This is a genomic window from Deminuibacter soli (assembly GCF_003412455.1).
Lineage (GTDB): Bacteria > Bacteroidota > Bacteroidia > Chitinophagales > Chitinophagaceae > Deminuibacter > Deminuibacter soli.
In genome coordinates this window covers 402449-426295 of sequence record NZ_QTJU01000002.1, presented here as the reverse complement: position 1 = coordinate 426295, position 23847 = coordinate 402449, and the positions used below count along the sequence as shown (strand labels likewise).

General features: G+C 47.1%; 21 protein-coding genes. 7 read left to right on the top strand and 14 right to left on the bottom strand.

Annotation, left to right across the window (positions count from 1 at the left end; translation table 11 throughout):
- Positions 1-72: 72 nt before the first annotated feature.
- Complete coding sequence (porW, locus tag DXN05_RS08260) at positions 73-3165, top strand: type IX secretion system periplasmic lipoprotein PorW/SprE (RefSeq protein WP_116846752.1); 3093 nt, start codon at positions 73-75, stop codon at positions 3163-3165.
- A 126-nt stretch (positions 3166-3291) separates the two neighbouring features.
- Positions 3292-5721: a transglycosylase domain-containing protein gene (locus DXN05_RS08255; RefSeq protein ID WP_116846751.1), complete on the top strand. Its 2430-nt coding sequence runs from the start codon at positions 3292-3294 to the stop codon at positions 5719-5721.
- 62 nt (positions 5722-5783) lie between these two features.
- Here DXN05_RS08255 and DXN05_RS08250 read toward each other — a convergent pair whose 3' ends face one another.
- Positions 5784-6179 (bottom strand): septal ring lytic transglycosylase RlpA family protein, encoded by a 396-nt coding sequence (locus DXN05_RS08250; protein ID WP_116846750.1) that lies wholly within the window; start codon positions 6177-6179, stop codon positions 5784-5786.
- Positions 6180-6325: 146 nt separating this feature from the next.
- Between DXN05_RS08250 and DXN05_RS08245 the strand changes: the two genes are divergently transcribed.
- Positions 6326-6940 carry a M15 family metallopeptidase gene (locus DXN05_RS08245; protein WP_158559165.1) on the top strand — a complete coding sequence of 205 codons (615 nt, stop codon included), beginning with the start codon at positions 6326-6328 and terminating at the stop codon, positions 6938-6940.
- Between the two features lie 48 nt (positions 6941-6988).
- Here the strand turns inward: DXN05_RS08245 and DXN05_RS08240 are convergent, their stop codons facing one another.
- The 11 genes from DXN05_RS08240 to DXN05_RS08190 all read right to left on the bottom strand — a co-directional run bounded on the left by DXN05_RS08240 (position 6989) and on the right by DXN05_RS08190 (position 18295).
- Positions 6989-8002 carry a chorismate synthase gene (locus tag DXN05_RS08240; RefSeq protein ID WP_116846748.1) on the bottom strand — a complete coding sequence of 338 codons (1014 nt, stop codon included), beginning with the start codon at positions 8000-8002 and terminating at the stop codon, positions 6989-6991.
- Complete coding sequence (gene aroA / locus DXN05_RS08235; protein ID WP_116846747.1) at positions 7995-9299, bottom strand: 3-phosphoshikimate 1-carboxyvinyltransferase; 1305 nt, start codon at positions 9297-9299, stop codon at positions 7995-7997. Before aroA ends, DXN05_RS08240 begins: the two co-directional genes overlap by 8 nt.
- A gap of 2 nt (positions 9300-9301) precedes the next feature.
- Positions 9302-10330 (bottom strand): 3-dehydroquinate synthase, encoded by a 1029-nt coding sequence (gene aroB, locus DXN05_RS08230; RefSeq protein WP_116846746.1) that lies wholly within the window; start codon positions 10328-10330, stop codon positions 9302-9304.
- Between the two features lie 109 nt (positions 10331-10439).
- Positions 10440-10859, bottom strand: a complete 420-nt coding sequence (gene tnpA / locus DXN05_RS08225; protein WP_116846745.1) for an IS200/IS605 family transposase — start codon at positions 10857-10859, stop codon at positions 10440-10442.
- Positions 10860-10989: 130 nt separating this feature from the next.
- Complete coding sequence (locus DXN05_RS08220) at positions 10990-12081, bottom strand: chorismate mutase (protein ID WP_245975159.1); 1092 nt, start codon at positions 12079-12081, stop codon at positions 10990-10992.
- A gap of 120 nt (positions 12082-12201) precedes the next feature.
- A complete protein-coding gene (locus DXN05_RS08215; RefSeq protein ID WP_116846744.1) occupies positions 12202-13872 on the bottom strand; it encodes a DEAD/DEAH box helicase in 1671 nt (556 codons plus the stop codon).
- A gap of 223 nt (positions 13873-14095) precedes the next feature.
- Positions 14096-14944 carry a prephenate dehydrogenase gene (locus tag DXN05_RS08210; protein WP_116846743.1) on the bottom strand — a complete coding sequence of 283 codons (849 nt, stop codon included), beginning with the start codon at positions 14942-14944 and terminating at the stop codon, positions 14096-14098.
- Positions 14941-16122, bottom strand: coding sequence for a pyridoxal phosphate-dependent aminotransferase (locus tag DXN05_RS08205; RefSeq protein ID WP_116846742.1), 1182 nt, complete (start codon positions 16120-16122; stop codon positions 14941-14943). The genes DXN05_RS08210 and DXN05_RS08205 overlap by 4 nt, the downstream gene beginning before the upstream one ends.
- A 66-nt stretch (positions 16123-16188) precedes the next feature.
- On the bottom strand, positions 16189-17022 hold the full coding sequence (locus DXN05_RS08200; RefSeq protein ID WP_116846741.1) for a prephenate dehydratase: 834 nt from the start codon (positions 17020-17022) through the stop codon (positions 16189-16191).
- Between the two features lie 623 nt (positions 17023-17645).
- Complete coding sequence (locus tag DXN05_RS08195) at positions 17646-17840, bottom strand: hypothetical protein (RefSeq protein WP_116846740.1); 195 nt, start codon at positions 17838-17840, stop codon at positions 17646-17648.
- 248 nt (positions 17841-18088) lie between these two features.
- Entirely contained in the window at positions 18089-18295 is a 207-nt protein-coding gene (locus tag DXN05_RS08190) for a hypothetical protein (RefSeq protein ID WP_116846739.1), read from the bottom strand.
- A gap of 148 nt (positions 18296-18443) precedes the next feature.
- On the opposite strand from DXN05_RS08190, the gene DXN05_RS08185 reads away from it, so the two are divergent.
- Both DXN05_RS08185 and DXN05_RS08180 read left to right on the top strand, forming a co-directional pair.
- Complete coding sequence (locus DXN05_RS08185) at positions 18444-19010, top strand: RNA polymerase sigma factor (RefSeq protein WP_116846738.1); 567 nt, start codon at positions 18444-18446, stop codon at positions 19008-19010.
- A gap of 1 nt (position 19011) precedes the next feature.
- Positions 19012-20115 carry a S1C family serine protease gene (locus DXN05_RS08180; RefSeq protein ID WP_116846737.1) on the top strand — a complete coding sequence of 368 codons (1104 nt, stop codon included), beginning with the start codon at positions 19012-19014 and terminating at the stop codon, positions 20113-20115.
- A gap of 162 nt (positions 20116-20277) precedes the next feature.
- On the opposite strand, the gene DXN05_RS08175 is transcribed toward DXN05_RS08180, so the two are convergent.
- Positions 20278-21180, bottom strand: coding sequence for a sugar phosphate nucleotidyltransferase (locus DXN05_RS08175; RefSeq protein ID WP_116846736.1), 903 nt, complete (start codon positions 21178-21180; stop codon positions 20278-20280).
- Between the two features lie 69 nt (positions 21181-21249).
- Here DXN05_RS08175 and DXN05_RS08170 point away from each other — a divergent pair, with 69 nt between their 5' ends.
- A complete protein-coding gene (locus tag DXN05_RS08170) occupies positions 21250-22155 on the top strand; it encodes a 1-aminocyclopropane-1-carboxylate deaminase/D-cysteine desulfhydrase (RefSeq protein ID WP_116846735.1) in 906 nt (301 codons plus the stop codon).
- A 44-nt stretch (positions 22156-22199) separates the two neighbouring features.
- Positions 22200-23015 carry a hypothetical protein gene (locus DXN05_RS08165; protein ID WP_147313864.1) on the top strand — a complete coding sequence of 272 codons (816 nt, stop codon included), beginning with the start codon at positions 22200-22202 and terminating at the stop codon, positions 23013-23015.
- A 92-nt stretch (positions 23016-23107) separates the two neighbouring features.
- Here the strand turns inward: DXN05_RS08165 and lipB are convergent, their stop codons facing one another.
- Positions 23108-23815, bottom strand: a complete 708-nt coding sequence (gene lipB / locus DXN05_RS08160; RefSeq protein ID WP_116846733.1) for a lipoyl(octanoyl) transferase LipB — start codon at positions 23813-23815, stop codon at positions 23108-23110.
- Positions 23816-23847: the final 32 nt, after the last annotated feature.

Genomic DNA, 23847 nt, shown 5'->3' with positions numbered 1-23847 from the left:
CGCAAGGTTGTCTATTTTTCGCCGTAAATATTGCGTCCGGAACCCCGAAAACACTAAACAAGAACGCACTGCATGAAAATTGCTTTTGAATACCTGCTCGCCCTGTGTACCTCCCTTCTGCTGGTTTGCGGTGTACAGGCGCAGCCCGGCTCTTCGGTTGACCTCACCAAACCTCCCAAGTACGAAAAAAGGATGTTTGCCTCCGAGAAAACCGGCGCTACCCATTTTAGGGCGTTTCGCCATTTTTACCAGAATACCATTACCCATTATAACTATTTCTACAACGCCAATAACCGCCTCAACGGCATTATCGACCGCGCCAAACAGAACTTCAGGGACGATTACACGCAGCTGCTGCCCTTTTACAATTACAGTCTTGATGTAGCCTCTACCGAGCGCCGTGAACTGGATACCATTATTTATAAATGTGTGGCAGGCATTGTACTGCACGATCTGCGTACAGACTGGGTGGATAATATGTATATGATCATGGGCAAGGCGTATTTTATCCGGAAGGATTTTGATTCGTCCCTGCGCGTGTTCAAATACATCAATTACGCATTCGCCCCGAAAGATGATGGCTACGACCTGCCCATTGGCAGCAACTACAACCAGGACACCGTATTCTCTGTAGCCACCCGCGAAAACGGCAGCCTGGTACACAAGTTTATCAACCACTCCCCCAGCCGTAACGAAGCATTGCTGTGGATGGTGCGCGATTATATTGAAATGAACAAACCCACGCAGGCCGCAGGTGTGCTCGAAATATTACGCAACGATCCCTTTTTTCCCAAACGCCTGCAGGGCGCCACGCACGAAACAACGGCCTACTGGTATTACACACAACACGTGTACGACAGTGCTGCCTATCATTTAATACGCGCGCTCGACAATGCAGCTACCGTACAGGAAAAAGCCCGCTGGGAATTTCTCATAGGCCAGTTGTACCAGCTGGGTAAACATGATAGTCTGGCTGTACATTATTACGACCGTGCAGCCAGCCACACCCTCGATCCCATACTGGAAGTATATGCCACGCTCAACAGCATACGTGCGCAGGGCGGCGAAAGCGATGAGCTGTTGCAGCAGAAACTCAACAAACTGCTGAAGCTGGCCAAACGTGATAAGTTCGCCTTTCAGCAGGACATTATTTATTATGCGGTAGCCAAGGTGGCCCTGCAATTAAAACAAAATGATCTTGCCGAAGAGTGCCTGCTGAAAAGCGTAAAGAACAGCACCAACAATCTTATTCAGCGAAGCGCTTCTTTCCTGTTACTGGGTGATGTAAGCTACGATCGCAAGAAATACATCAATGCGCATAACTATTATGATAGCGTTGATGAACGCTCCCTGCTGCATGCCGATGAGCTGGAACGCCTGCAGGCGCGCAAGCCATCATTGAAGATTATTGCAGCCAATGTGCAAACCATCAACATGCAGGACAGCCTGCTGCGCCTCGCAGCCATGCCGCCTGCAGAGCGGGAAGCCTTCATTAAAAAAGCCATGCGCGAGCTGGCAAAGAAACAGGCGCGCAGCGCCGATTCTGCTTATGTAAACCCTGCGCTGCGCAATAACCAGACTGCCGCAGGCGATATGTTCCCTGCCAGCGGCGGCAATGCCGGCAACAGCGGTGGCGGCAGCAGCACAGGCGACTGGTACTTTAACAACAACGCACTTAAATCGGGCGGTTATACGGAGTTTAGAGGCAAATGGGGCAACAGGCCCAACGTAGATAACTGGGCCAGGAAGGCAGCCATGGATAAAGTGGCCGCCAACAAGGTAAAAGAGAACGAACTGGAAGCCGCATCCGGCAAAGATTCTGCTGCATTGAAAAACATGGTGGCCAGCTCTGGCAACGGGGATATCCCGTTAACACCCGCACAGCAGGAAGCATCCAACCAGCAAATTATGAAAGCGCTGTTCGGCAACGGGCAAACCTTCCAGTACCAGCTGCAGGATTACCCCTCTGCCATTGATGCCTATCTTGAATTGCTGCGCCGCTACCCCAACTGCCCCATGAAAGAAGACGCACTGTTCAGCCTGTACTATTGTTACAAACATACCGACAGGATTGCGCAGGCCGATTCAGCCATCAATGCATTGAACAGGGAAATACCGGACAACAAATACAAACGGCAATTGTCGCAGCACGAAGCAGTGGCAGAAAGCAGTGAGAAAAACCCGGCTACGCAGGCTTACCAACACGTATACGACCTGTTCCTGGAAGGCCAGTTTGCCACCGCAGAACAGGAAGAAAGAAAAGCCGACAGCATCTATGGTAAAAACTACTGGTCGCCCCAGCTCCTGTACATTGAATCGGTGTATTACATTAAACAGCGGGAAGATTCAACGGCTATCAGCAAGCTAACCAATATCACCAAATTATATCCTAAAAACCCGCTGGCCGAAAAAGCTACCATCATGATTGATGTGCTGAAGCGCCGCAAGGAAATAGAAAGTTATTTAACCAACCTGCAGGTAACACGTGAGGAAGAAGATATGTCGCACCCGATACTTGCAGACAGTTCCGATCTCAACGCAGCAGCACTTGCTGCACGCCGCAGGGCCGATTCGCTGGCCAGCGCTAAGCTCAACGGCAAAGGCATACAGTTCGATGCCTATGCACCGCATGCGATTATCGTAGATTCTGCCAGCATCAGCACCTATTCAAAAGAACGCAAAAGCCTGGGTAAGGATTCCCTGCTCATCGGCAACAACATCAGCAACAGGGGTATTGGCATTGACGTGAGAAAAGATACCTCGCACGTGGTAACCAACAACCTGTTCAGCTACAACCCGGATGATCCGCAGTATGCTGCGCTGATACTCGATAAGGTAGACCCTGTGTACCAGACAGAGGCACGCAATGCATTTAACCGGTACAACAGCGGCGCCTACAGCAACGAAAAAATTCCGGTTGGCCTGCTCAGGCTCGATGACCGCTACAGCCTGCTGCTGCTGGGACCATTTGAAAAACCATTCCTGGCGCTGGATTATATTGATAAGGCCAAACCGCTGGCGCAGATACGCATTATTCCATGGTTAACTGTTAAAAAGTACAGTTATGCCATCATAAGCCAGCAAAACCTGGAAAAACTGAACCAAAGCAAAGACATGGACGGATACCGTGAATTGCTGCAGCAGGTGTTCCCTGGCCGATTTTAACAAAACGGTATTAAACTAAAGTATAACAGCCAGGCACTTACATCATCTAACTTGCCTACTTTGTTCTAAATTCGTGCGCGGGGATAGCCATTTTCTTTCCCCGCGCATTTTTCTGAAAATCATCTTATGAAACAGTCCATTAAAATACTGTGGCGCGTTTTTTTTATCGGTTTGGCCGCATTGATACTGCTGATACTCCTGGCTAACTGGGGTGCACTGGGTACCATGCCTTCCATCTCTGACCTTGAAAACCCTACAGCATCGCTAGCCAGCCAGGTATATGCCGAAGACGGTACCCTTATGGGAAAGTATTACCTGGAAGACCGTGTGAATGTTGAGTACAAAGATGTAAGCAAACACATCGTCAACGCCCTTGTGTCTACCGAAGACAAACGTTTTTACGATCACAACGGCATCGATACCTACCGCCTGCTGTCGGCCATTGCCACACTGGGTACACGCGGTGGTGCCAGTACCATTACCATGCAAACAGCAAAGAACCTGTTTACACAAAACTGGGGCACCAAAAACATCTTCCTGCGCAGTTTGCAGAAACTGAAAGAAAGCATCATTGCCGTTAAGCTGGAACGCAATTTTACCAAAGACGAAATTCTCACGCTTTACCTGAATACGGTAGCCTTCAGCGATAACGTATTTGGCATACGCAACGCAGCCAAAACCTTTTTCCAGAAAGAGCCCGACCGTGTAAACATTGAAGAAGCAGCCACGCTTATCGGCATGGTAAACGCTCCCTCACTATACAACCCGCGCATTAACCCGCGCAAGGCCCTGGAAAGAAGAAACACTGTAATAGACAGGATGGCCAGCAGCGGTTATATTACTCCTGCACAGGCAGACAGTATAAAAAAACGCCCCATTGATTTAAGCAATTACCGCAAGCTGGATGAAACAGCAGGCTACGCCCCCTACTTCAGGATGGTGCTGGGCGAGGAAATGAAGAAATGGTGTAAGGAACACAAAAAATCTAACGGCGATAATTACGATCTGTACCGTGACGGTTTAAAAATATACACCACCATTAACCCGCGCATGCAGCAGTATGCAGAAGAAGCAGTAGCCAAACATTTCAGCTATATGCAGAAAATACTGGCTGCCCAGGACAATATTAAAAACGGCAGCGTTTGGAAAGGTCATGAAAATGTGCTGGAAGCAGCCATGAAACAAACTGACCGCTGGAAAAACGCGCGTAAGGAAGGGGTAGATGAGGCTGAAATCCGCAAGGCTTTCAAGGTAAAAACACCGATGAAAATCTTTGCCTGGAACAATAACCGTTCTATCGATACCGTGATGACGCCGTATGATTCGCTGCGTTATTGCCGCCAGATGTTACAGGCCGGTTTTATGGCAATGGACCCCTTAAGCGGTCATGTAAAAGCCTGGGTAGGCGGTATTGATTTCAAAACATTCAAGTACGATCACGTAAACATCAATACCAAACGCCAGGTAGGTTCTACCATGAAACCCCTGCTGTACTCACTGGCTATTGAAGACAATGGTTTTACGCCCAATACCATGGTGCAGGATGAGCAGCAGAACTTTGGCCAGTATGGCCTGGTGCCTGCCACTACGGCCAGCGTATCCGGTCAAACCATGCCCATGGCGCAGGCCCTGGCACAGTCACGCAATGGTGCATCTGCCTATATTATCAAACAGCTGGGACCAAAAGGTAATGATGGTGCTGCGCGTTTTGCCAAGTTCCTGAAAGAATGTAATGTGCAGGCGCACATTGATCCCTACCCTTCTATTGCACTGGGTACACCGGAGATTTCTTTAACAGAAATGATGCAGGCCTACAGCATGTTCCCCGGCCGTGGCTTTAATGTAAAACCCATGTACATTACCCGCATTGAAGACAAGAACGGTAATTTACTGCAGACCAATATTTCACAACGCCGCGAGGTGATCAGTGATGTTACGGCATATTCCATCATCACCATGATGCAGGGCGTAATGAATTTTGGTACAGGCCAAAGAATATGGCGCTACGATGTAGAAGGTGAAATTGCCGGTAAAACCGGTACTACGGATGATAACAGTGATGCCTGGTTTATGGGTTATACACCACAGCTGATTGCAGGTGTATGGACGGGTTGCGACGATCGTTTTATCCGTTTCAACAGCACCGCGCTGGGTCAGGGTTCATCACTCGCACTGCCTATCTGGGCTTATTTCTACAGCAAAGCCTGCAGCGATAAATCACTGGGTATCGATACCAAATCAACCTTTGTAAAACCAGAGGTAATGACCAACGACATTGTGGTAGACTGGATGAAGAACAATGCCACCGATGTTACAGACGAAGGCCAGCAGGGCAATGGCACTTCTGCCGATTACGGGGATGAAAACATTGTGCCCAACGCCAAGCCGCAGGACATAGCACCTGAAAGCCAGCTGCCTTCGGACAATGATAAAAACACCTCGCCCAACGGCACACCGGCCAAGCCTTTACCGGCAAAGCCGGCGCAAACACAACCGGCCATACCGCCACCCGCAAACAATACCAAACCAAAGGCAGTAATGCCGAAGAAACCATAAAAAAGAGACCGCCCCGGCTAATCCGGGGCGGTCTCTTTTATCTGCTTATATAGCAGGTTATGCTATTCGGTTGTTCCTTTTTCTACCTGTTCCAGCTTCACTTTCGTAATACCGCGGCCCATAAAATCAAGCCGTTTCGCTGCAGCCCTGCTCAGGTCAATTACACGTCCCTTCTTCGCCATCTTTTTATGCATGCGGTCGTTGATGCGCACCACTACCGTTTTACCATTGCGTACATTGGTTACCCTTACCCAGGTATTCAGCGGGTATTCGTTACTGGCGCCTGTGAGCTTTTTGTTGCTGAAAATTTCGCCGGTACTGGTTTCTGTACCGTCGAGGTTTTTGCTGTAAAAACTGGCTTTGCCGGTAATGACTTTTGGGTCGCTGTCGCCGCCTGACTGGCCGAAAGTAGCGGCGCCCAGTAACAGGCAAAAAATAAACTGTACAATAAGTTTCATAATGTAAAATCTTGACCGATATTGAACCCAACAAGCAAGGCATGAAAAATAATTATTTCCGCTATGTGTTGGGCTGCTGTATCTCTGTTATTTTTATTCAGTGCCGCGGCCAACACCCAAATGCTGTGCCAGTAAATACCCGGCCTGTGGTTGTTAACAGTTATTCGGCCTATAGCGCCGCAGCAGCGGCCGATTCGAACCAGCTGATGGTAAACCTCGTCAACTACATTTCACCCCTTATAACGGACTGGAAATACGCAACAGACAGCAATTTCACCCATACCGTACTGTACACCAACCCGGCAGCCTTCGCCCGCCTGCCCGCTGCCAGGGCTTTGCAGCAGGTACAGGCAGCATTAACAAAAAAGGGGCTTTCGCTGAAATTCTATGATGCCTACCGCCCCTATGCCGTAACGCAGCAAATGTGGGCTGTAGTGCCTGACGACCGCTATGCCGCCAACCCGGCCAAAGGCAGTGGCCATAACCGTGGTGCGGCATTCGATGTGTCTATCGTGGAGCTAAGCACAGGTCGCGAATTGCCCATGCCTACCCCTTTCGACGACTTTACCGAAAAAGCCCACCACGATTACATGCAGCTGCCTGCCAATGTACTCGCCAACCGGCAACTGCTGAAAACAGTCATGGAAAAATATGGCTTCACCGCGCTGTCTACAGAGTGGTGGCACTATTCCCTGCCCAATGCGGCTGCGCGCTTCCCGCTGCTGAACCTTTCGTTTGATGACCTGCGCAAAACAAAATAGCCATCACAACCCGCAGGCAGCAATGGCTATAAAATATAGATTGTGTACCTATTTCAGTATACGTTTGATCTTCTGTTCCAGCATCATTAAATCGGCCAGTACCATAGCTGTTACTGCTTCCAGCACAACCGGTACACGCAGGGCAATACACAGGTCGTGACGGCCTTTTACAGAAAAGGTCTCAACCAGGTTGCTTTCCCAGTTCCAGGTTTGCTGTTCCTTCGGTGTAGATGAAGTGGGCTTTATAGCCACGCGAAACACCAGTTCATTGCCATTGCTGATACCGCCTACCACACCACCTGCATGGTTGGTACGTGTTTTACCGCTAGCATCTTCAATAGCGTCGTTGTGTTCAACACCAAACATACGCGCCGCGGCAAAGCCGGTTCCAAACTCAACCCCGCGTACCGCGGGAATGGCAAAGGCTGCATGCGCCAGCAACGATTCCACGCTGTCGAAGAATGGCTCACCCAAACCAATGGGCAGGCCGGTAACACGGCATTCTACTATACCGCCAATGCTGTCTTTGGCATCAATGGCTTTCTGTAAACCCTTGTCTAGGTCGGTTTCCCCGCCTATTTCAAGTATAGTGGCTTTTACTTCAACAGATGCATCGGTTAAGGCATGCGCCAGCATTTTCTTGGCAATAACGCCTGCTGCTACCAAACACACCGTAAGCCTTCCGCTGAAATGGCCGCCGCCACGGTAGTCTTCATAACCGCCGAACTTTTTGCTGGCCACAAAATCGGCATGGCCTGGTCTGGGTACTGCACGCTGCTTCTGGTAATCGCCGGAACGGGTGTTGTTGTTTTCAAACAAAATGGTTACAGGCGCACCGGTGGTCATATCGTTAAATAAACCGCTTTTGAATATGGGCAAGTCTGTTTCCTGCCTGGGTGTAGTGCCTTTTTGGGTACCACCTTTGCGGCGCTCAATATCTGCCAGAAAATCTTCTACTTTCAAGGGTAAACCGGCCGGTATGCCATCGATGTTAATGCCGGCAGATTCGCCATGCGATTCGCCAAAAATATTCACCCTGAATAAACGGCCGAAACTATTCATGAACAGCTGATTTATTGTTGATAGATACGGTTGCTCCCAGTTTCTGCAAATGTGTGTAGAAATCAGGATATGATTTATTGATCGCCTGCGCTTCCCCGATATGTGTGTTGCCTTCAGCACGCAATGCAGCTACTGCACAGGCCATGGCAATGCGGTGGTCGTGGCGCGAATGCACTGCTGCACCCTGCACACCTGTACCGCCTTTTACAATCATCAGGTTGTCCTGCAGTTCAATAACAATACCCATTTTACCAAACTCATCCTGCAGGGTTAAGGCGCGGTTGCTTTCTTTGTGTGTTAAGCGTTCAACACCTTCAATCACGGTTGTACCTTCGCAATACGAAGCCAGCGCCACCAGCGGTGGAAACAGATCCGGGCAATCATTCGCATCAAACTGGAAGGCTTTCAATTTACCCGGACCAATTTCAATAACATCAGATTGAACAGAGATTACGCAACCGCAATCCATCAGGGCCTGCAATATGGCTTTATCGGCCTGGGTGCTGAACACATCCAGTCCTTTAATACGGATAGGCCCTGCAATGGCACCGGCTACCAGCAAAAATGCACCGCCGCTCCAGTCGCCTTCTACCGTGTATTCCAGTGTTTCGGCTGTTTCTTCAATGGCAACAGAATCTTTGCCAAAGTAAAAGGCTTCGTAGTTCTTGTTCTCCGGCACCTTTAAACCAAAATCGCTCATTACTTTCAGTGTAAGATCGATATAGGGTTTGCTTTTAAGGTTGTGCACCACGATGGTTACATCCGTTGCATCTGCAGCGGCATAGGCCATCAGCAGGCCGGTTAAAAACTGTGAGCTGAGTGAGCCGTCGATCGCAATATTCTTGGGCTGTAAAGGGCCTTTAATGTTTAAAGGCAGCTTGCCGTTGTTCGATTGAATGGTAACACCCAGCTTAGGTAAGGTATCATCGAAAAAATCCATGGGGCGCGTGGTTAAACTGCCTTCCCCGTTTATGCGGATGTTCTTTGTGTTTAATGCAATTAATGGTGAAAACATGCGTATGCCCAAACCGCTTTCCCCGCAGTTTACCTCATCGGCAGCAGCGGCAATGCCATTGCTGTTAATCACGAGTATGTCATCCCCTTTCTGCTGTACCAACGCACCCATGGCCTGTATTACACGCAGTGCGGCAAGGTCGTCGTTTGAATGGCCGGGATTCAGCACCACGCTTGTTCCCTTACGTACCAGCGCAGCTGCACAGGCGCGCTGCATAGAGCTTTTTGAAGCAGGTGCATATATTTCACCTTGTATACCGGAAGGAGTAATCTCAACTTGCATAATTATAATTGGGATAAGCGTTGTACAATGGGTTCAATCTGTGCTGCCGTAAGTGGCTCAACAACACCTTTGCCGGTTTTGGCCAGCAACACATACTGGAAAATATCTTTCACCCTTTTTTTATCAGCCTGCATTACCTGCATGGCCTTGGCAGCATCGAAGGCAAAACGTGCAGGCAATCCGTATTGCCCGATCAGTTTTACCAGTCTTGCCGTATCGTTGTATTTTTTATAAGTGGCAGAAAGCTCTGCTGCCACCACCATGCCTATGGCCACTGCATGCCCGTGCGGCAGTGCGTAGTCGTTTTCAATGGCATGGCCCAGGGTATGACCAAAGTTCAGCAACTTGCGGTCGCCCTGTTCAAACTCATCCTGCTGTACCACCTTCGATTTCAGCAGGGCATTTTTGCGTATCAGTTCATCCAGCAAACCGGTGTTGCGCTGAAACGCAGTGAGTTTGTGTTGTTCAAGAAAAGCAAACATGGCTGCATCTTTAATGGCAGCATGTTTAATAATTTCAGCGAAACCATTCACCCATTCTTCTTTGGGTAATGATTTCAGCAAGCTGTAATCGTACAGTAAAAAAGAAGGCTGGCGTATCAAACCAACCATGTTTTTGTACACGCCAACATCCACACCGTTTTTGCCGCCAATACTGGCATCAACCATGGCTAAAATAGTGGTGGGTATAAAACCGAATTGCAGGCCGCGCATATAAATACCGGCAACATAACCGGTAATATCTGTTACCACACCGCCGCCAATGCCTACCAGCACTGTTTTGCGGTCTGCGCCCAGTTCAATTAACTGTGCTATGATAGCATCAACTGTCTGCTGGTTTTTATGGGCTTCACCGGCCGGCAAAACAATGGTGCGCCAGCCTTTCAGCTTTTTCGCATGTTTTGCGTGGATATTTTCATCGGTAATAATCACCGTGTTGCTTTTGCCCGTGAGTTTTTCCAGGTAATCGAACGATGCGTTGAAATAGTAAGCAACCGTTTGCGCCGAAAAGGAGATTTTTTTTGTTGTCATAACACTTGTGTTGCGAAGCAACGTTTAACATTCCACGTTAATGAGGTTTGTTGTTACAGGCGCTGTTATGACCGTCCAATCAACCTGTAACACCCTACCTTAACTGAAACTAAGAGGCAGCATTCATCTTATCAAACGCTTCCAGTTCCTGTGCCAGCGTTTTGCCGGCATGAAACTGTTCCTGCCTGCCAATGTATTCAATGGCTTTGTCAACTGCATTGGGACTAACGGAATAAACCGCGTACGATTCACTCCATTCCACTTCCGTTTTCAGCAGCTTGTTTTCATTGAGCCAGAAAGCAGCGCCGTCTTTCAGCTGTTTTACAATATGGCTCACCTGTTGCACCGGCATCATTTTGAAAAGACAATGCACATGATCTTCCGTTCCATTCACAGCCATCAGCTGAATGCCTTTGTTTACTGCATCCTGCTGCATATGCACAAACAATACCTTGCGTATGGTGGCAGGCAATAAAGCCTGTTCATCTTTTACTGTCCATACTGCATGTATATAAATAAAACTACGCATGGTATTAACGGGTGCCTGTCTGTGTAAAAAAATCCGGTGCGGCGATGTTTATAGCCGGTAATAACCAGGAAGGTTACTACCGGCGAAACACACATTTCAAAACGCTGCCTGCTGCTGCCACTGCGGCTGACTAGGCGTTCATAATTTTATTCTGGTGGTTGATGCTTTCCATGTGAACGGCATCAAAGTATTTGGTGATGAACTCTTTGCTAAGACCGAGTTTTTCGCCCTTTGCAGCAGCTCTTTCCAGGATTGCATTCCAGCGGTTGGTTTGCAGGATGGTGATGTTGTTGTCTTTCTTATACTGGCCAATTTTCTCAGCCACTTTCATACGCTGACCCAGGATCTGCATCAGTTCGTCATCAAGGTGGTTAATCTGCTGGCGCAGTTTTTCCAGGTTGGCATGGAATTCTTCAGATACGGTATCTTCTTTTCTCCATACAATGCTGTCGAGCATTTCGGCCAGGCGTTCGGGCGTAATCTGCTGTTTGGCATCGCTCCATGCATTATCGGGATCGATATGGCTTTCAATGATCAGGCCGTCGAAATCAAGGTCAATCGCTTTCTGTGCCACGTCGAGCAAAATGTCGCGGCGGCCGCAGATGTGTGAAGGGTCGTTGATCATCATCAGCTCAGGGTTGCGGCGTTTCATTTCAATAGCAAGGTGCCACATGGGCGCATTGCGGTATTCTGTATTGCCGTATGAGCTGAAGCCGCGGTGAATTAAACCGATCTGTTTAATACCTGCCTTGGCAACGCGTTCAACCGCGCCAAGCCACAGTTCCAGGTCGGGATTAATCGGGTTTTTAATCAAAACAGGCACATCCACACCACGCAGTGCATCGGCTACTTCCTGCACACTGAATGGGTTAACGGTGGTACGTGCACCAATCCATAAAACATCTACATCAAAGTGCAGCGCGTCTTCCACCTGTTTTGCAGTAGCTACTTCCACTGCCACGGGTATGCCGGTTACTTTTTTGGCCTGCTGCAACCAGGGTAAACCTTTGGTGCCGATGCCTTCAAAGCTTCCGGGACGGGTACGGGGTTTCCAGATACCGGCGCGCATTACGTCAACCTTGCCGGTTTTGTGTAAACGTACAGCAGTTTCAATAACCTGCTCTTCGGTTTCTGCACTGCAGGGACCGGAAATAATCAATGGACGTTTCTTCCATTTCTCCTGTACCAGTTCTTTCATGGTAGTGGCATTGCTAGCTTGCATAGATTCAATTTGAAAATGTGATAATTTGAAAATTTGAAATTGAAAGAGCCATTTGGGACGCTGATAACTTTCAATTAAAAGCGCATTTTCAAATTAACACACTTTCAAATTTTCAAATTATCAACGGCTGTTCGCCTCGTTCATTCGTATTCTTCTGCCTTTGAAGTTTTTACCGTCTACCGAGCGAATCATCTGGGTGGCTGCGTTTTTATCAATCTCAATCCAGCTGTTCATTTCCTTCATGTCAATTCTTCCCAGCACATCCTTACGCAAATCGCTCATATCGAGTATAAACTGCAAAAAGCTTGCTTTATAAAATCCGTCTTTGGTACCCAGGTTTACAAACAGCCTGGTGTAATCACCATTGTTGCTGTATTCCTTGCGGCCACCTTCCCTGCGCTGGCCATAAGCACCGCGCTGTCCGGCATCTCCGCCCTGCTGACGCCTGTCCCTGCTGCGGTCTTCACGCACATTCAGGTCACCTGCGTTTTCGTAATACTTCAGGAAGCGGTCAAACTCCATCGCTGCTACACGTTTCAGTACTTCTTCCTTCGTTACGTCTGCAAACTTTTCTTCCAGCATGGGAACATAGGTTTCATAGTCACCATGGCTGATATCGGTCTGCAGCAGTTTTTCCATAAAGAAAAAGAACTGTTTGCGGCATACATCTTTACCGGTAGGTATCTCCAGCTTGTGGAACGGTGCCTGCACAATTTTCTCAATCTGCCTCAGTTTAAACAACTCGCGCTGGTGCACAATGCTTAAACAGATACCGGTGTTGCCTGCACGTCCTGTACGGCCGCTGCGGTGTGTGTACACTTCCACATCATCGGGCAGTTCGTAGTTAATCACGTGCGTGATATCTTTTACGTCAATACCCCTTGCGGCAACGTCGGTGGCTATCAGCAGCTGCAGGCTTCTATCCCTGAACTGTCCCATCACCTTGTCGCGCTGCACCTGTGTTAAATCACCGTGCAGGGCATCAATGTCATATCCTTCGCGTGTCAGTTTCTCCGATATTTCCTGCGCATCAATTTTCGTTCTGGTGAAAATAATGCCGTAAATACCGGGGTTAAAATCGATCAGCCTTTTCAATGTCTCATAACGGTGTTGCGCTGATGTTACATAGTACTGGTGATCAATGTTTTTGTTACCTGTGTTTACTTTACCAACGGTTACTTCCAGGGGCTCCTTCATGTAGCGTTTGCTCACCTTGCGAATTTCGGGCGGCATGGTTGCGCTGAACAGCCAGGTGCTCTCGCGGCCCGGTGTGTTCTGCAGAATAAACTCAATGTCGTCCTGGAAACCCATGTTCAGCATCTCGTCTGCCTCATCCAGCACCACGTACTGGATCTGCTCAAGGTTAACGGCTTTGCGCTCAATCAAATCAATCAGTCGTCCCGGTGTAGCCACCACAATCTGCACGCCTCTTCTCAGTTCGCGAATCTGTGTGCCTATAGAAGTACCCCCATACACCGCTGTTACCAAAACACCTTTTATATGCTTTTTAAAGAGCTCCAACTCGTTAACAATCTGTAAACACAGTTCCCTTGTAGGACAAACCACCAATGCTTGCGGATGTTTAGCCTGAGCATCAATGAGTTGTAACAGGGGCAGACCAAAAGCGGCCGTTTTACCTGTGCCAGTCTGGGCCAAACCGATGAAATCTTTGGTACCGCTCAGCAATACCGGAATTGCTTTTTCCTGGATTGTAGTAGGATTCACAAATCCCAGTTCGCTGGTAGCCTGTACCAATCTCGCGTCCAAACCCAGTTCTTCGAATGTTATCATTTATCTCAAAATTTGGCGCAAAGGTAACCAATGATTTACAGCATTCAGCCCCTATTCCCGAATAATCCCGTTAAAGCATGGATATTTAAGGTTTTACCAGCTTTAATTCTTTTTATCCGGCACCGGTTGTGTCACTCCCTTTTACGTTCCCGCCCTGTGGCAGCAACACCTGCACCAGTCCCCGCGCCAAACCTTACCCACCACGGCTATCCGTGGCTATACATTAACTTTTTTTATTTAATACTTTCTTAATCTTATTGGCTTCTTCAATCAGTTCCTGCAGGTAAGCGAAATTTTCTTTTTCCAAACAGGCCTTGAATTTTTTCAGCTGCGAAATGTGCTCGTTTAACACATCCAGCACGTTTTCCCTGTTCTGCATAAAAATGGGCACCCACATCGCAGGGTTACTTTTGGCTAAACGCACCGTACTTTCAAAACCCGCACTCGCCAGCTCAAAAATGGCGTCTTCCGCCTTCTCTTTTTCCAGTACCGTATTGGCCAGCGCAAACGAAGTAATATGCGATATATGGCTCACATAGGCCACATGCACATCGTGCGCTTCGGCATTCATGTACACCAGGTGCATGCCCAGGGTACGGTACAATTGTTCGGTTATTTCAACGGCATCTGCATCGCTGTCTTCCTTGCTGCATATTACTGTTGCCTTATTCGCAAACCCATCGGCCACTGCGGCCTCAGGACCACTGTATTCTGTACCCCACATCGGGTGCGTGGCAACATATCTTTTTCTTTTCGGATGATCTTTCACCGCGTTAATCAAACTCTGTTTGGTCGATCCCGCATCCAGCACCACCTGTTTATCTACCAGGTCAAGCACTGCAGGCAGCAGTTGCACGCAGGCACTTACCGGTATGGCCAGCACAACAATATCCGATTGTGCCACTGCCTCTTTTAAAGGCAGTACTTTATCTACCAGTCCCAGCTCCAGCGCTTTTTGTTCATGCACAGGATTGTTGTCAACACCAATGGTGGTTGTTACAAATCCTTTTTCTTTCAGGGTAAGGGCCATTGAGCCGCCGATTAAGCCAATGCCAATGATACTGATTGTCATGATTGCTTCTGCTTTTGAATACGTGTAATAGCTTCTTCAAAACGTTCAATAGAACCACAAAGACTAATGCGGATGTAGTTGTCGCCAGCACTGCCGAATATGCCGCCGGGTGTTATAAACACATTGGCACCATACAACACTTCATCGCTCACCGCAAAACCATTGGCATAACCTGCAGGTATCTTTGCCCATACAAACAAACCCACCTGCTGTTTTGAATAGGTACATTGCAGCAGATCGAGCAGCATAAACACTTTCTCACGGCGCGCACGGTACACGGCATTTACTTCGTTAAACCAATCCTGCCCCAGCTCCAAAGCCTTTGCTGCTGCGAGTTGCAGGGGCAAAAACATACCGCTGTCCATATTGCTTTTAAAACGCAGCACTTCATCAATACGCTCTTTTGCTGCACACAGGGTACCTACACGCCAGCCGGCCATGTTGTGCGATTTGCTGAGTGAGTTTAACTCAATCACCACATCCTTTGCACCTTCTATATGCAGCAGGCTCGCGGGCTGATCGTTCAGTATAAAGCTGTATGGATTATCGTGACAAATAATAATCTGGTGTTTCTTACCAAAGGCCACCAGCTGCTCAAACAACGCTTGGGTAGCTGCAGTGCCGGTAGGCATTTGCGGGTAGTTTACCCAAAACAGTTTTACCGGCGTGCCTGCCTGTTTGTTTGTTTCCACCACTTTATCCAGTACGGCAAAATCGGGGAAGTAATTGTTCTCTTCTGTTAAAGTATAATCTTCACACACACCACCTGCAAGCTTTACAGCACTGCGGTATGTAGGGTAGCCGGGATTGGGCACCAGCGCCTTATCACCTTCGTTAAGGTAGGTCATACAAATATGCATGATGCCTTCTTTTGAACCAATCAGTGGCAGTATTTCGCTATCGGGGTTCAGTGTTACATTATACCATTGCTGGTACCATGCTGCTACAGCTTTACGCAACACCGGTGAACCTTTGTAATTCTGGTAACCATGCGTGTTGGGTTTTGCACTTTCTTCCTGCAGGGTTTGTATAACCGATGGGTGCGGCGGCAGGTCAGGACTGCCGATGCCCAGGTTGATAATGTTTTTTCCCTGTTTGTTCAGTTCATCTATTTCACGCAGCTTTTGCGAAAAATAGTACTCACCAATACCTTCCAGTCTTTTAGCTGTAGCAATCATGTTGTTGATATTAAATAAAGCCCTACAATAATTATTTACCCGCCTCAAATACTTGCGCACATTGCATTACACGGTAATGCCCTTTTTATATACACCATATACTTTTACTTCTTCGGTAATAGGTATAATGGCTTTTATTACATCGTGAAACTGTTCAATGCTGTCGAATTCCATGTCTGCATGAAAACTGTATTTCCAGTCGCTGCCTGGTATGGGAAAGCTTTGCAGTTTGCTGAGGTTAATGCCTGCATCCGCAATTTTGGTTAATACTTTTGCCAGGCTACCCCTTGAGTGGTCTGTAGCAAAAGTTACCGAGGCTTTGTTGGCACCGGCTATTTCCGTTGCTGCTTCATCCTGCCGCTGCAACACAAGAAAACGGGTGTAATTGTTTTTCATGGTGTGGATGCTGGGAGCCAGCACATCCATGTCAAACAGGTCGGCCGCGAGCTTGCTGGCAATGGCTGCTGCGTGCCTGTTTTTATGCTGGTGCAGCAGTTTGGCGCTAAGCGCGGTATCTTCTGTTTCTACTAATTTCCAGTTGTATTTTTCAAGGTAATCGAGACACTGCAAAATAGCCATGGGGTGCGAATGCACTTCGCGGATGTCTTCGAGCTGTACGCCGCGGTTCACCAGCAGGTTTTGTTTTATCTGCAGGTACACTTCTCCCACCACGCGCAGGTTGCTTTTCTGCAACAGGGTGTAGTTGGGTAAAATGCTGCCTGCGATAGAGTTTTCGATGGCCATTATGCCACCTTCACTTTCTTTCCTGTTAGCTGCTATTTTAACCACATCCCTGAAAGTTGCGCAGGGAATTACGGTAACGTCTTTACCAAAAAATTGCTGCGCTGCCACCTGGTGAAAGCTGCCTTCATAACCTTGTATGGATATTCTGTGTGCCATAAACAAAAAATCCCGGCCTTTTAGACCGGGACTGTATGCTGATTGTTTTTATTCGTTACGTTTAGCCAATACAACCCGGTCTCCCTTTTCCAAAGAAGTAATAAAAGAAGAAGTAAAAAAAGTTGTAAAGGCTGCTCAGTTTCATGATGTACCAAAAATAGATATAAACGAAAGAAAAACAAATTTTTTTTGAAATGAATAAACAAACACTTGTTTATGTTTTAAATTATCAAATGCGGTTTTCACAGTACCGCATTTCACTGCAGCTGCCGGAAAGCACTCAAAAAGCTGCAAGCTTCGAGCGGCTCATCACACAATGTGTTTAATCAGGCATACTGATATTTTAACCGCTCCGAAGAAGTCCTTTGGACAAAGTCCGCAAAGAAAAACCACGCAGCACGCGCAAAGAGGCTGCTGACTAAATCGCTCACCAAAAAATCCGCCGCATTCACTATTGACTATTCACTGTGCCCCACTCACCCCAAAAAACGAAAAAAGCCCTCCTTAAGAATAAGGACGGCCTCTAACGATTGCTTGCCATATGAAAAAAAGTTTTTAACTACGTATCTGCCCGGCAAGCGGAGCGTCTGCACAAAATCTATATCACGGTAGTTAACGAAGAATTATTTCTTCAGAGAATCTTTTTTAGTAGAATCAACTGGAGCAACTACAGCAGAATCTTTCTTAGTAGAATCAACAGCAGGAGCTGGAGCTACGATAGAATCTTTTTTAGTAGAATCGGTTGCGTTTTCTTTGTTTTCACCAGAACCGCAGGCAGCGAAAGCGCCCAGAGATAAAACGAATAACAGCTTTTTCATCGTTGTTTTTTTAAAAATGTAAAAATTTGACATTTATACCTGCTTTGACAAAAGGTAACCCGTCACAGGGAATATTTTTTAATCTTTTTTCAACCTGGTGTTTTTTCGTAAAAAAGCCCTCCTCAGGAATAAGGACGGCCTCTAACGATTGCTTGCCATATGAAAAAAAGGTAATTGACTATTGATCAAGCCTGCAAGCCAGGCCAACTACAAATCGCACACACAATAGTCTAAGTAGGATTCCGAAATTATTTTTTCAGGGAATCTTTTGCAGCTTTAGCTGTAGAATCGATAGTTTTTACAGTGCTGTCAGCAGTTGTTTTAACTGAATCAGTTTTAGCTTTTGCTGAAGAATCAACAGCAGCAGCAGTAGAATCAGTTTTAGCTTCAGTTGAAGCACCAGAACCGCAAGCTGCGAAAGCGCCCAGCGCTAATACAAATAACAATTTTTTCATTGTTCGTCGATTTTTGTGTGTGTGTAATTTTAGGTTTATACGCTTTCTGTTAAAAGGTAACCCGCTTGTCATGACATTTTCAGAAAAAATTTTTTTCCTCCTATTTTGGGTTACTTTTATCGCCACACCGGTATTAAAACACAGATAAGTGAAATTCGACAGCAACGAACAAATTTTACTGAAAGGATTGGCGAACAACGACACGAAGGCCATTGACACCATATATAAAGACAATTTTAAAATGGTGCAGGCTTTTATCCTCCACAACAACGGCACCTACGATGATGCCCGCGATATTTTCCAGGAGGCGATGATTACACTGTACGAGAAAGCCAAATCCGAATCGTTTGTGCTTACCTGCCAGATCAGAACTTACTTGTATTCGGTCTGCAGGCGTTTATGGCTCAAGCGGTTACAGCAATTGGGTCGTTTTGGCTTACAGGTAGAAAACTTTGATGAAACCGTTCCGGTAGAAGAAGATCTGGAGATGCACGAAAAGAGGAACGCTGAATTTGCAATCATGGACCGGGCATTGGGCAGCCTGGGTGAACCCTGCAAAAGCCTGCTCGAAGCCTACTACCTGCAAAAAAAAGATATGTCTGAAATAGCGGCAGCCTTCGGTTATACCAATGCCGATAATGCTAAAAACCAGAAATATAAATGCCTGATGCGGTTGAAAAAACTGTTTTTCGCTCAATATAATATCGGAGATTAAAATGGAAGACATTCTGTTACAAGAGGTGATGGATCGCTACCTGAGCGGTGAAATGTCCGCTGAGGAAAAAGCGCATTTTGAGCAACTTCGGAAAAATACACCCGAAATTGACCAGATGGTGGTGGAACACAAACTGTTTCTGCAGCATATGGAGCTGTTTGCCACACGCAATACATTGAAAAATGCCCTGCACGATTCCCATAACAGGCTTACCAGGAAGGGCGAAATTTCCGAAACAGGTATGCCGGCCCATTCGGGCAAACTGGTACAGCTGTGGCACCGTTACAGGCGCATTACAGCCATCGCAGCCAGTATTGCAGGTGTTACTGCACTCACTATCAGTCTTTTATTCGCACTTTTCTCTCCCCATGTAAACAAAAGCCAGCTGCAGCAGCTGAGCCGCGATATTGAACAACTGAAATGGAAACAAAATGACCAGGGCAGAACCATTAACGAGTTTGTTCCCAAAACACCCAAAGATGCCAAACTGGCCAGCGGCGGTACAGCTTTCCTCATCGATCCCAAAGGTTACCTGGTAACCAATGCACACGTACTGAAAGGATCTAAAACCATTGTGGTAAATAATAAAGGCCAGGAATTCAAGGCACGCATTGCACTGGTTGATCAAACCAAAGACCTGGCTATCCTTAAAATTGAAGATTCTGACTTTAAACCGTTTGCCGCATTGCCTTATGGCATCCGCAAATCGGGCATCGACCTTGGCGAAGAAATTTTCACACTTGGTTACCCCCGCAACGATATCGTTTACAACATGGGTTACCTGAGTGCCAGAACAGGTTTTGAAGGCGATACAGCAACCTACCAGATTTCATTGTCGGCCAACCCTGGTAACTCAGGCGGACCAGTATTTAACAAAAACGGTGAGGTAATTGGCGTGTTAAGCACTCGTCAAACACAGGCTGAAGGTGTGGTATTTGCCGTTAAATCGAAAAGCATTTACCAGCTGGTAGATGAACTGAAAAAGAACGACAGCACCAGCCAGCGCATAAAAGTGCCATTGAACAGCAATATCAAGGGTGAAGAACGCAAAGAGCAGATTGCCCGGGTTGAGAATTGCGTGTTTTTGGTGAATGCATATAATTAAACAGCCAGCTGTTAGCGGATAGCTTTTAGCTTTAAGGAATATATTTAAGAAAAGCCGCCTCATTTGTGAGCGGCTTTTTTATTTGAACAGCACTGTTCTAAACAACAATGCTCCCTGTTGGGTAACAGGGAGCATTGCATGTTCAGTATTGAACTGGTTACATTATTTCCATAAAGATGCGGGGTAAGTGCCTGCACTTACGAGGGCATCGATGCTTGCTTTTACAGTGGGCGCGTCTTCTTTATAGGTTACGCCAAACCACTTGGCATTGGTGGTAATTACTTCCAGCTTGCCGTAGCCGCCTTTGATGTATTCGTCTGCCACTTTAGGCATCAGGAATTCAGACTTGGGATTCTGCATGTTCTCGTCAAGAAATTTGGGGAACAGCTCACCACAGAGGTCGATAAAGGCCGGGGAGAAACAGAAGAAGTTCATGCTAACCCTGGTATTTTCGGGCAGCGCTTCTTTGTTGCCATTGTCTTCTTCAAAAACTATTGCACCGTTTTCACGGTAGATTTTGGTGCGTTCGGTTACGCCTTGCATCTCGTTGCTGTCGGTTACAGCAAGCACTCCGCGGCTTACACTGCCGTTTTCGCTGAGTGTGTTAGCCAGTTCATAGGCTACCACTGCACAAACATCTTTCTGGCATTTGTTTACCAGGAAATCGTATGCTTTTACAAAGGCATCTGCACCGTAAAAGTCATCTGCATTGATCACTGCAAATGGTTCTTTCACCTGTTCTTTGCAACACAGTATTGCATGACCGGTACCCCATGGTTTAACCCTGTCTGCCGGCACTGTTCTGCCACCCAGATATGCGTCTTTTTCCTGGAATACATAGTCGGTTTGTATTTTGCCTGCGAGTTTAGGCTCGATGATCGCTTTGAAAGCGTCTGCAAAATCTTTGCGGATAATGAACACTACTTTTTTAAAGCCTGCCCTGATTGCATCATAAATAGAGTACTCCATGATGGTTTCACCGCCTGGACCAAATGATTCGGTTTGTTTCATACTCCCGTAACGGCTGGCCATACCGGCAGCTAAAATTACAAGTGTCGGTTGCATAGTTTTATTTTTTGAATCTTTGCGAAACTAATTGAAAGCATTTAAGGAACAAATTATAATTCCGTGTGTATGCCGGACAAGCCAACATTAGCATTTGATAATATCTGCACTCAAACCATAAAGGCAAGCTGGCTAAACAACAACGGCGTGCAGCTGGATGTACTGCGGCTGGACCGCCTGCACCCTGTTGTTAGCGGTAATAAATGGTTTAAACTGCAATTTCATATTGCCCGGTTAATTAACCAATATAGTGCCAGAACTGTTGCAACTTTTGGCGGTGCATACTCCAACCATATTATCGCCACTGCATTTGCATGCCGCATGCATGGTTTGCCTTGTGTGGGTTTTATACGTGGGGAACAACCGCAACAATTATCACATACGCTTACACAAGCCCGGGATTATGGCATGCAACTGTACTTTGTAAGCCGCAATGAATATCGTAATAAAACCTTACTGGAACAAGCCTTTCCTGATTATTACTGGATACCGGAGGGAGGCTACAGTATTGCAGGTGCCGAAGGAGCGGCCACCATATTGCAACATGTGCCTTCACCGGAAACATATACACATTTAATAGCAGCTGTTGGTACCGGTACCATGCTGGCAGGGCTTGTAATGGCAGCCATACCCGGTTTGCAGATTACCGGCATCAGCGCCCTGAAAGGCAATACCGGCGCAGCACACAGCGTAAATGCATTGCTGCCTGCACACCTGCACGATTGTTTTAGCATTGATCACCGTTTTCATTTTGGCGGCTATGCAAAACATCCGCCGGAGCTGCTGGACTATATGACCAGGTGCTGGAACGATTATGCACTGCCGCTGGACATGGTGTATACTGCTAAAGCTTTTTTTGCAACGGAACAATTGATCAATGAGCATACTATTGCACCCGGAAGCCGCGTTTTATTTATCCACAGCGGGGGATTACAGGGTAATTTATCGCTAGCACCAGGTTTGTTACCATTTTAATAACGCAGGCGGCACCTATCTTTGTCAGCAAAAATTTGGAGCGGATGTTCAGAATTCTTATTATGACCGGTTTTATGGCACTATGTACGCTGGCAGCAACGGCACAGGATACTTTGCCCAACTTTAACCTGCAAAACCTGGGGCAAAACAGGATGCGCATCAGCTGGATTAATCCATACCAGTCGTGCGTGCAGTTAAACATCCAGCGCAGTACAGACAGCCTGCGTAATTTCAGAACCATTTTATCTGTGCAGTCACCGGAATTGCCGCAGAATGGTTATATCGATACCAAGCCAGGGAATGACAAAATGTTTTACCGCCTGTTTTATGTGCTCGATGGCGGCAATTACTTTTTTACCAAGGCGCGCAAAGCCGCGCAGGGATTTGAAAGCTCTCCCCTTCCGCTGGAAACACCCAATAACCCTGAAGCACCCCGCCTGATTAAGATAAAATTCCAGGATAGTGTGATTGCAGCCGTTCCATACGGCCAATACAAAAAATTCAGGGATTCTATCATCTACCAGACAAAAGACAGCCTGTTTGCGGTAAATGACGCCGAAGTGATACTGAAGCGTTATATCCCGGCTCCGCAGGTTCCGCAATGGCGGCCTTCTGTATATATTTTCACCAACCGCGAAGGTTATGTTACCGTGCATTTGCCTGATGCCAAAGAGAAAAACTACCGCGTACACATTTTCGATACAGACGGCAAGCTGCTCTTCAAACTCAATCATATCAAGGATACAGAGTTAACGCTCGACAAAACCGACTTTATGCATTCCGGCTGGTTTACATTTGATTTGTTTGAGAATGAAAAAGTGGTTGAGCACAACAAATTCTACATACCAAAAGAGTTTTAATAACTGATGGACGAAGTGTGCCATGAAAATGCCCGGACGATTTACTGTGCGGGCATTTTATTTATGGAAGATGTATTTGCTTCAGTTTATTGCTAAGCCCATTCAACTCCGAATACTTCTGCGAATTGTGTTTTTACCACATCCTTCACCTCATCAAACGGAACGGCGTGACCGAGTTCCATTTCCAGTGATGTTACCTTTTTGTTTTGTATGCCGCAGGGAACAATGTAAGAGAAGTAATCCATATCGGTGTTTACGTTAAACGCAAAGCCGTGCATGGTTATCCAGCGGCTGCAGCGGATACCCATGGCGCATATTTTACGCTCCCGCCCTTTAATGCTGGCATCGAGCCATACGCCGGTTTCGCCGGGGCTGCGTTCGCCTTTTAAACCGTACACTGCCATTGTTTTGATGATCACTTCCTCCAGGCTGCGCAGGTACCAGCTGAGGTCTGGTTTAAACTTCTCGAGATCTATAATGGGATAACCCACCAGTTGCTGCGGGCCATGAAAGGTGATATCACCTCCCCTGTTGATGTGAAAATATTCAATTCCTTTTTCGCGCAGCTGTTCTTCTGAAAGCAGCACATGTTCGTACCTGCCGTTTTTGCCGAGCGTATACACAGGCGGATGCTCTACAAACAAAAGGTAATTTTCTGTGCCGGGTAATGCCGCGCCTTCATTGTTTTCTGCACGCAATGCAGCCTTGCGCGCTACATTTTGCTGCAGCAGCTGCTCCTGGTAATCCCATACTTCCTGGTATCGTCTTGTGCCGAGATCCTGTAAAATCACCTGTTCCATCCTGCAAATTTAATGATTCCCGTGGTTCGCCT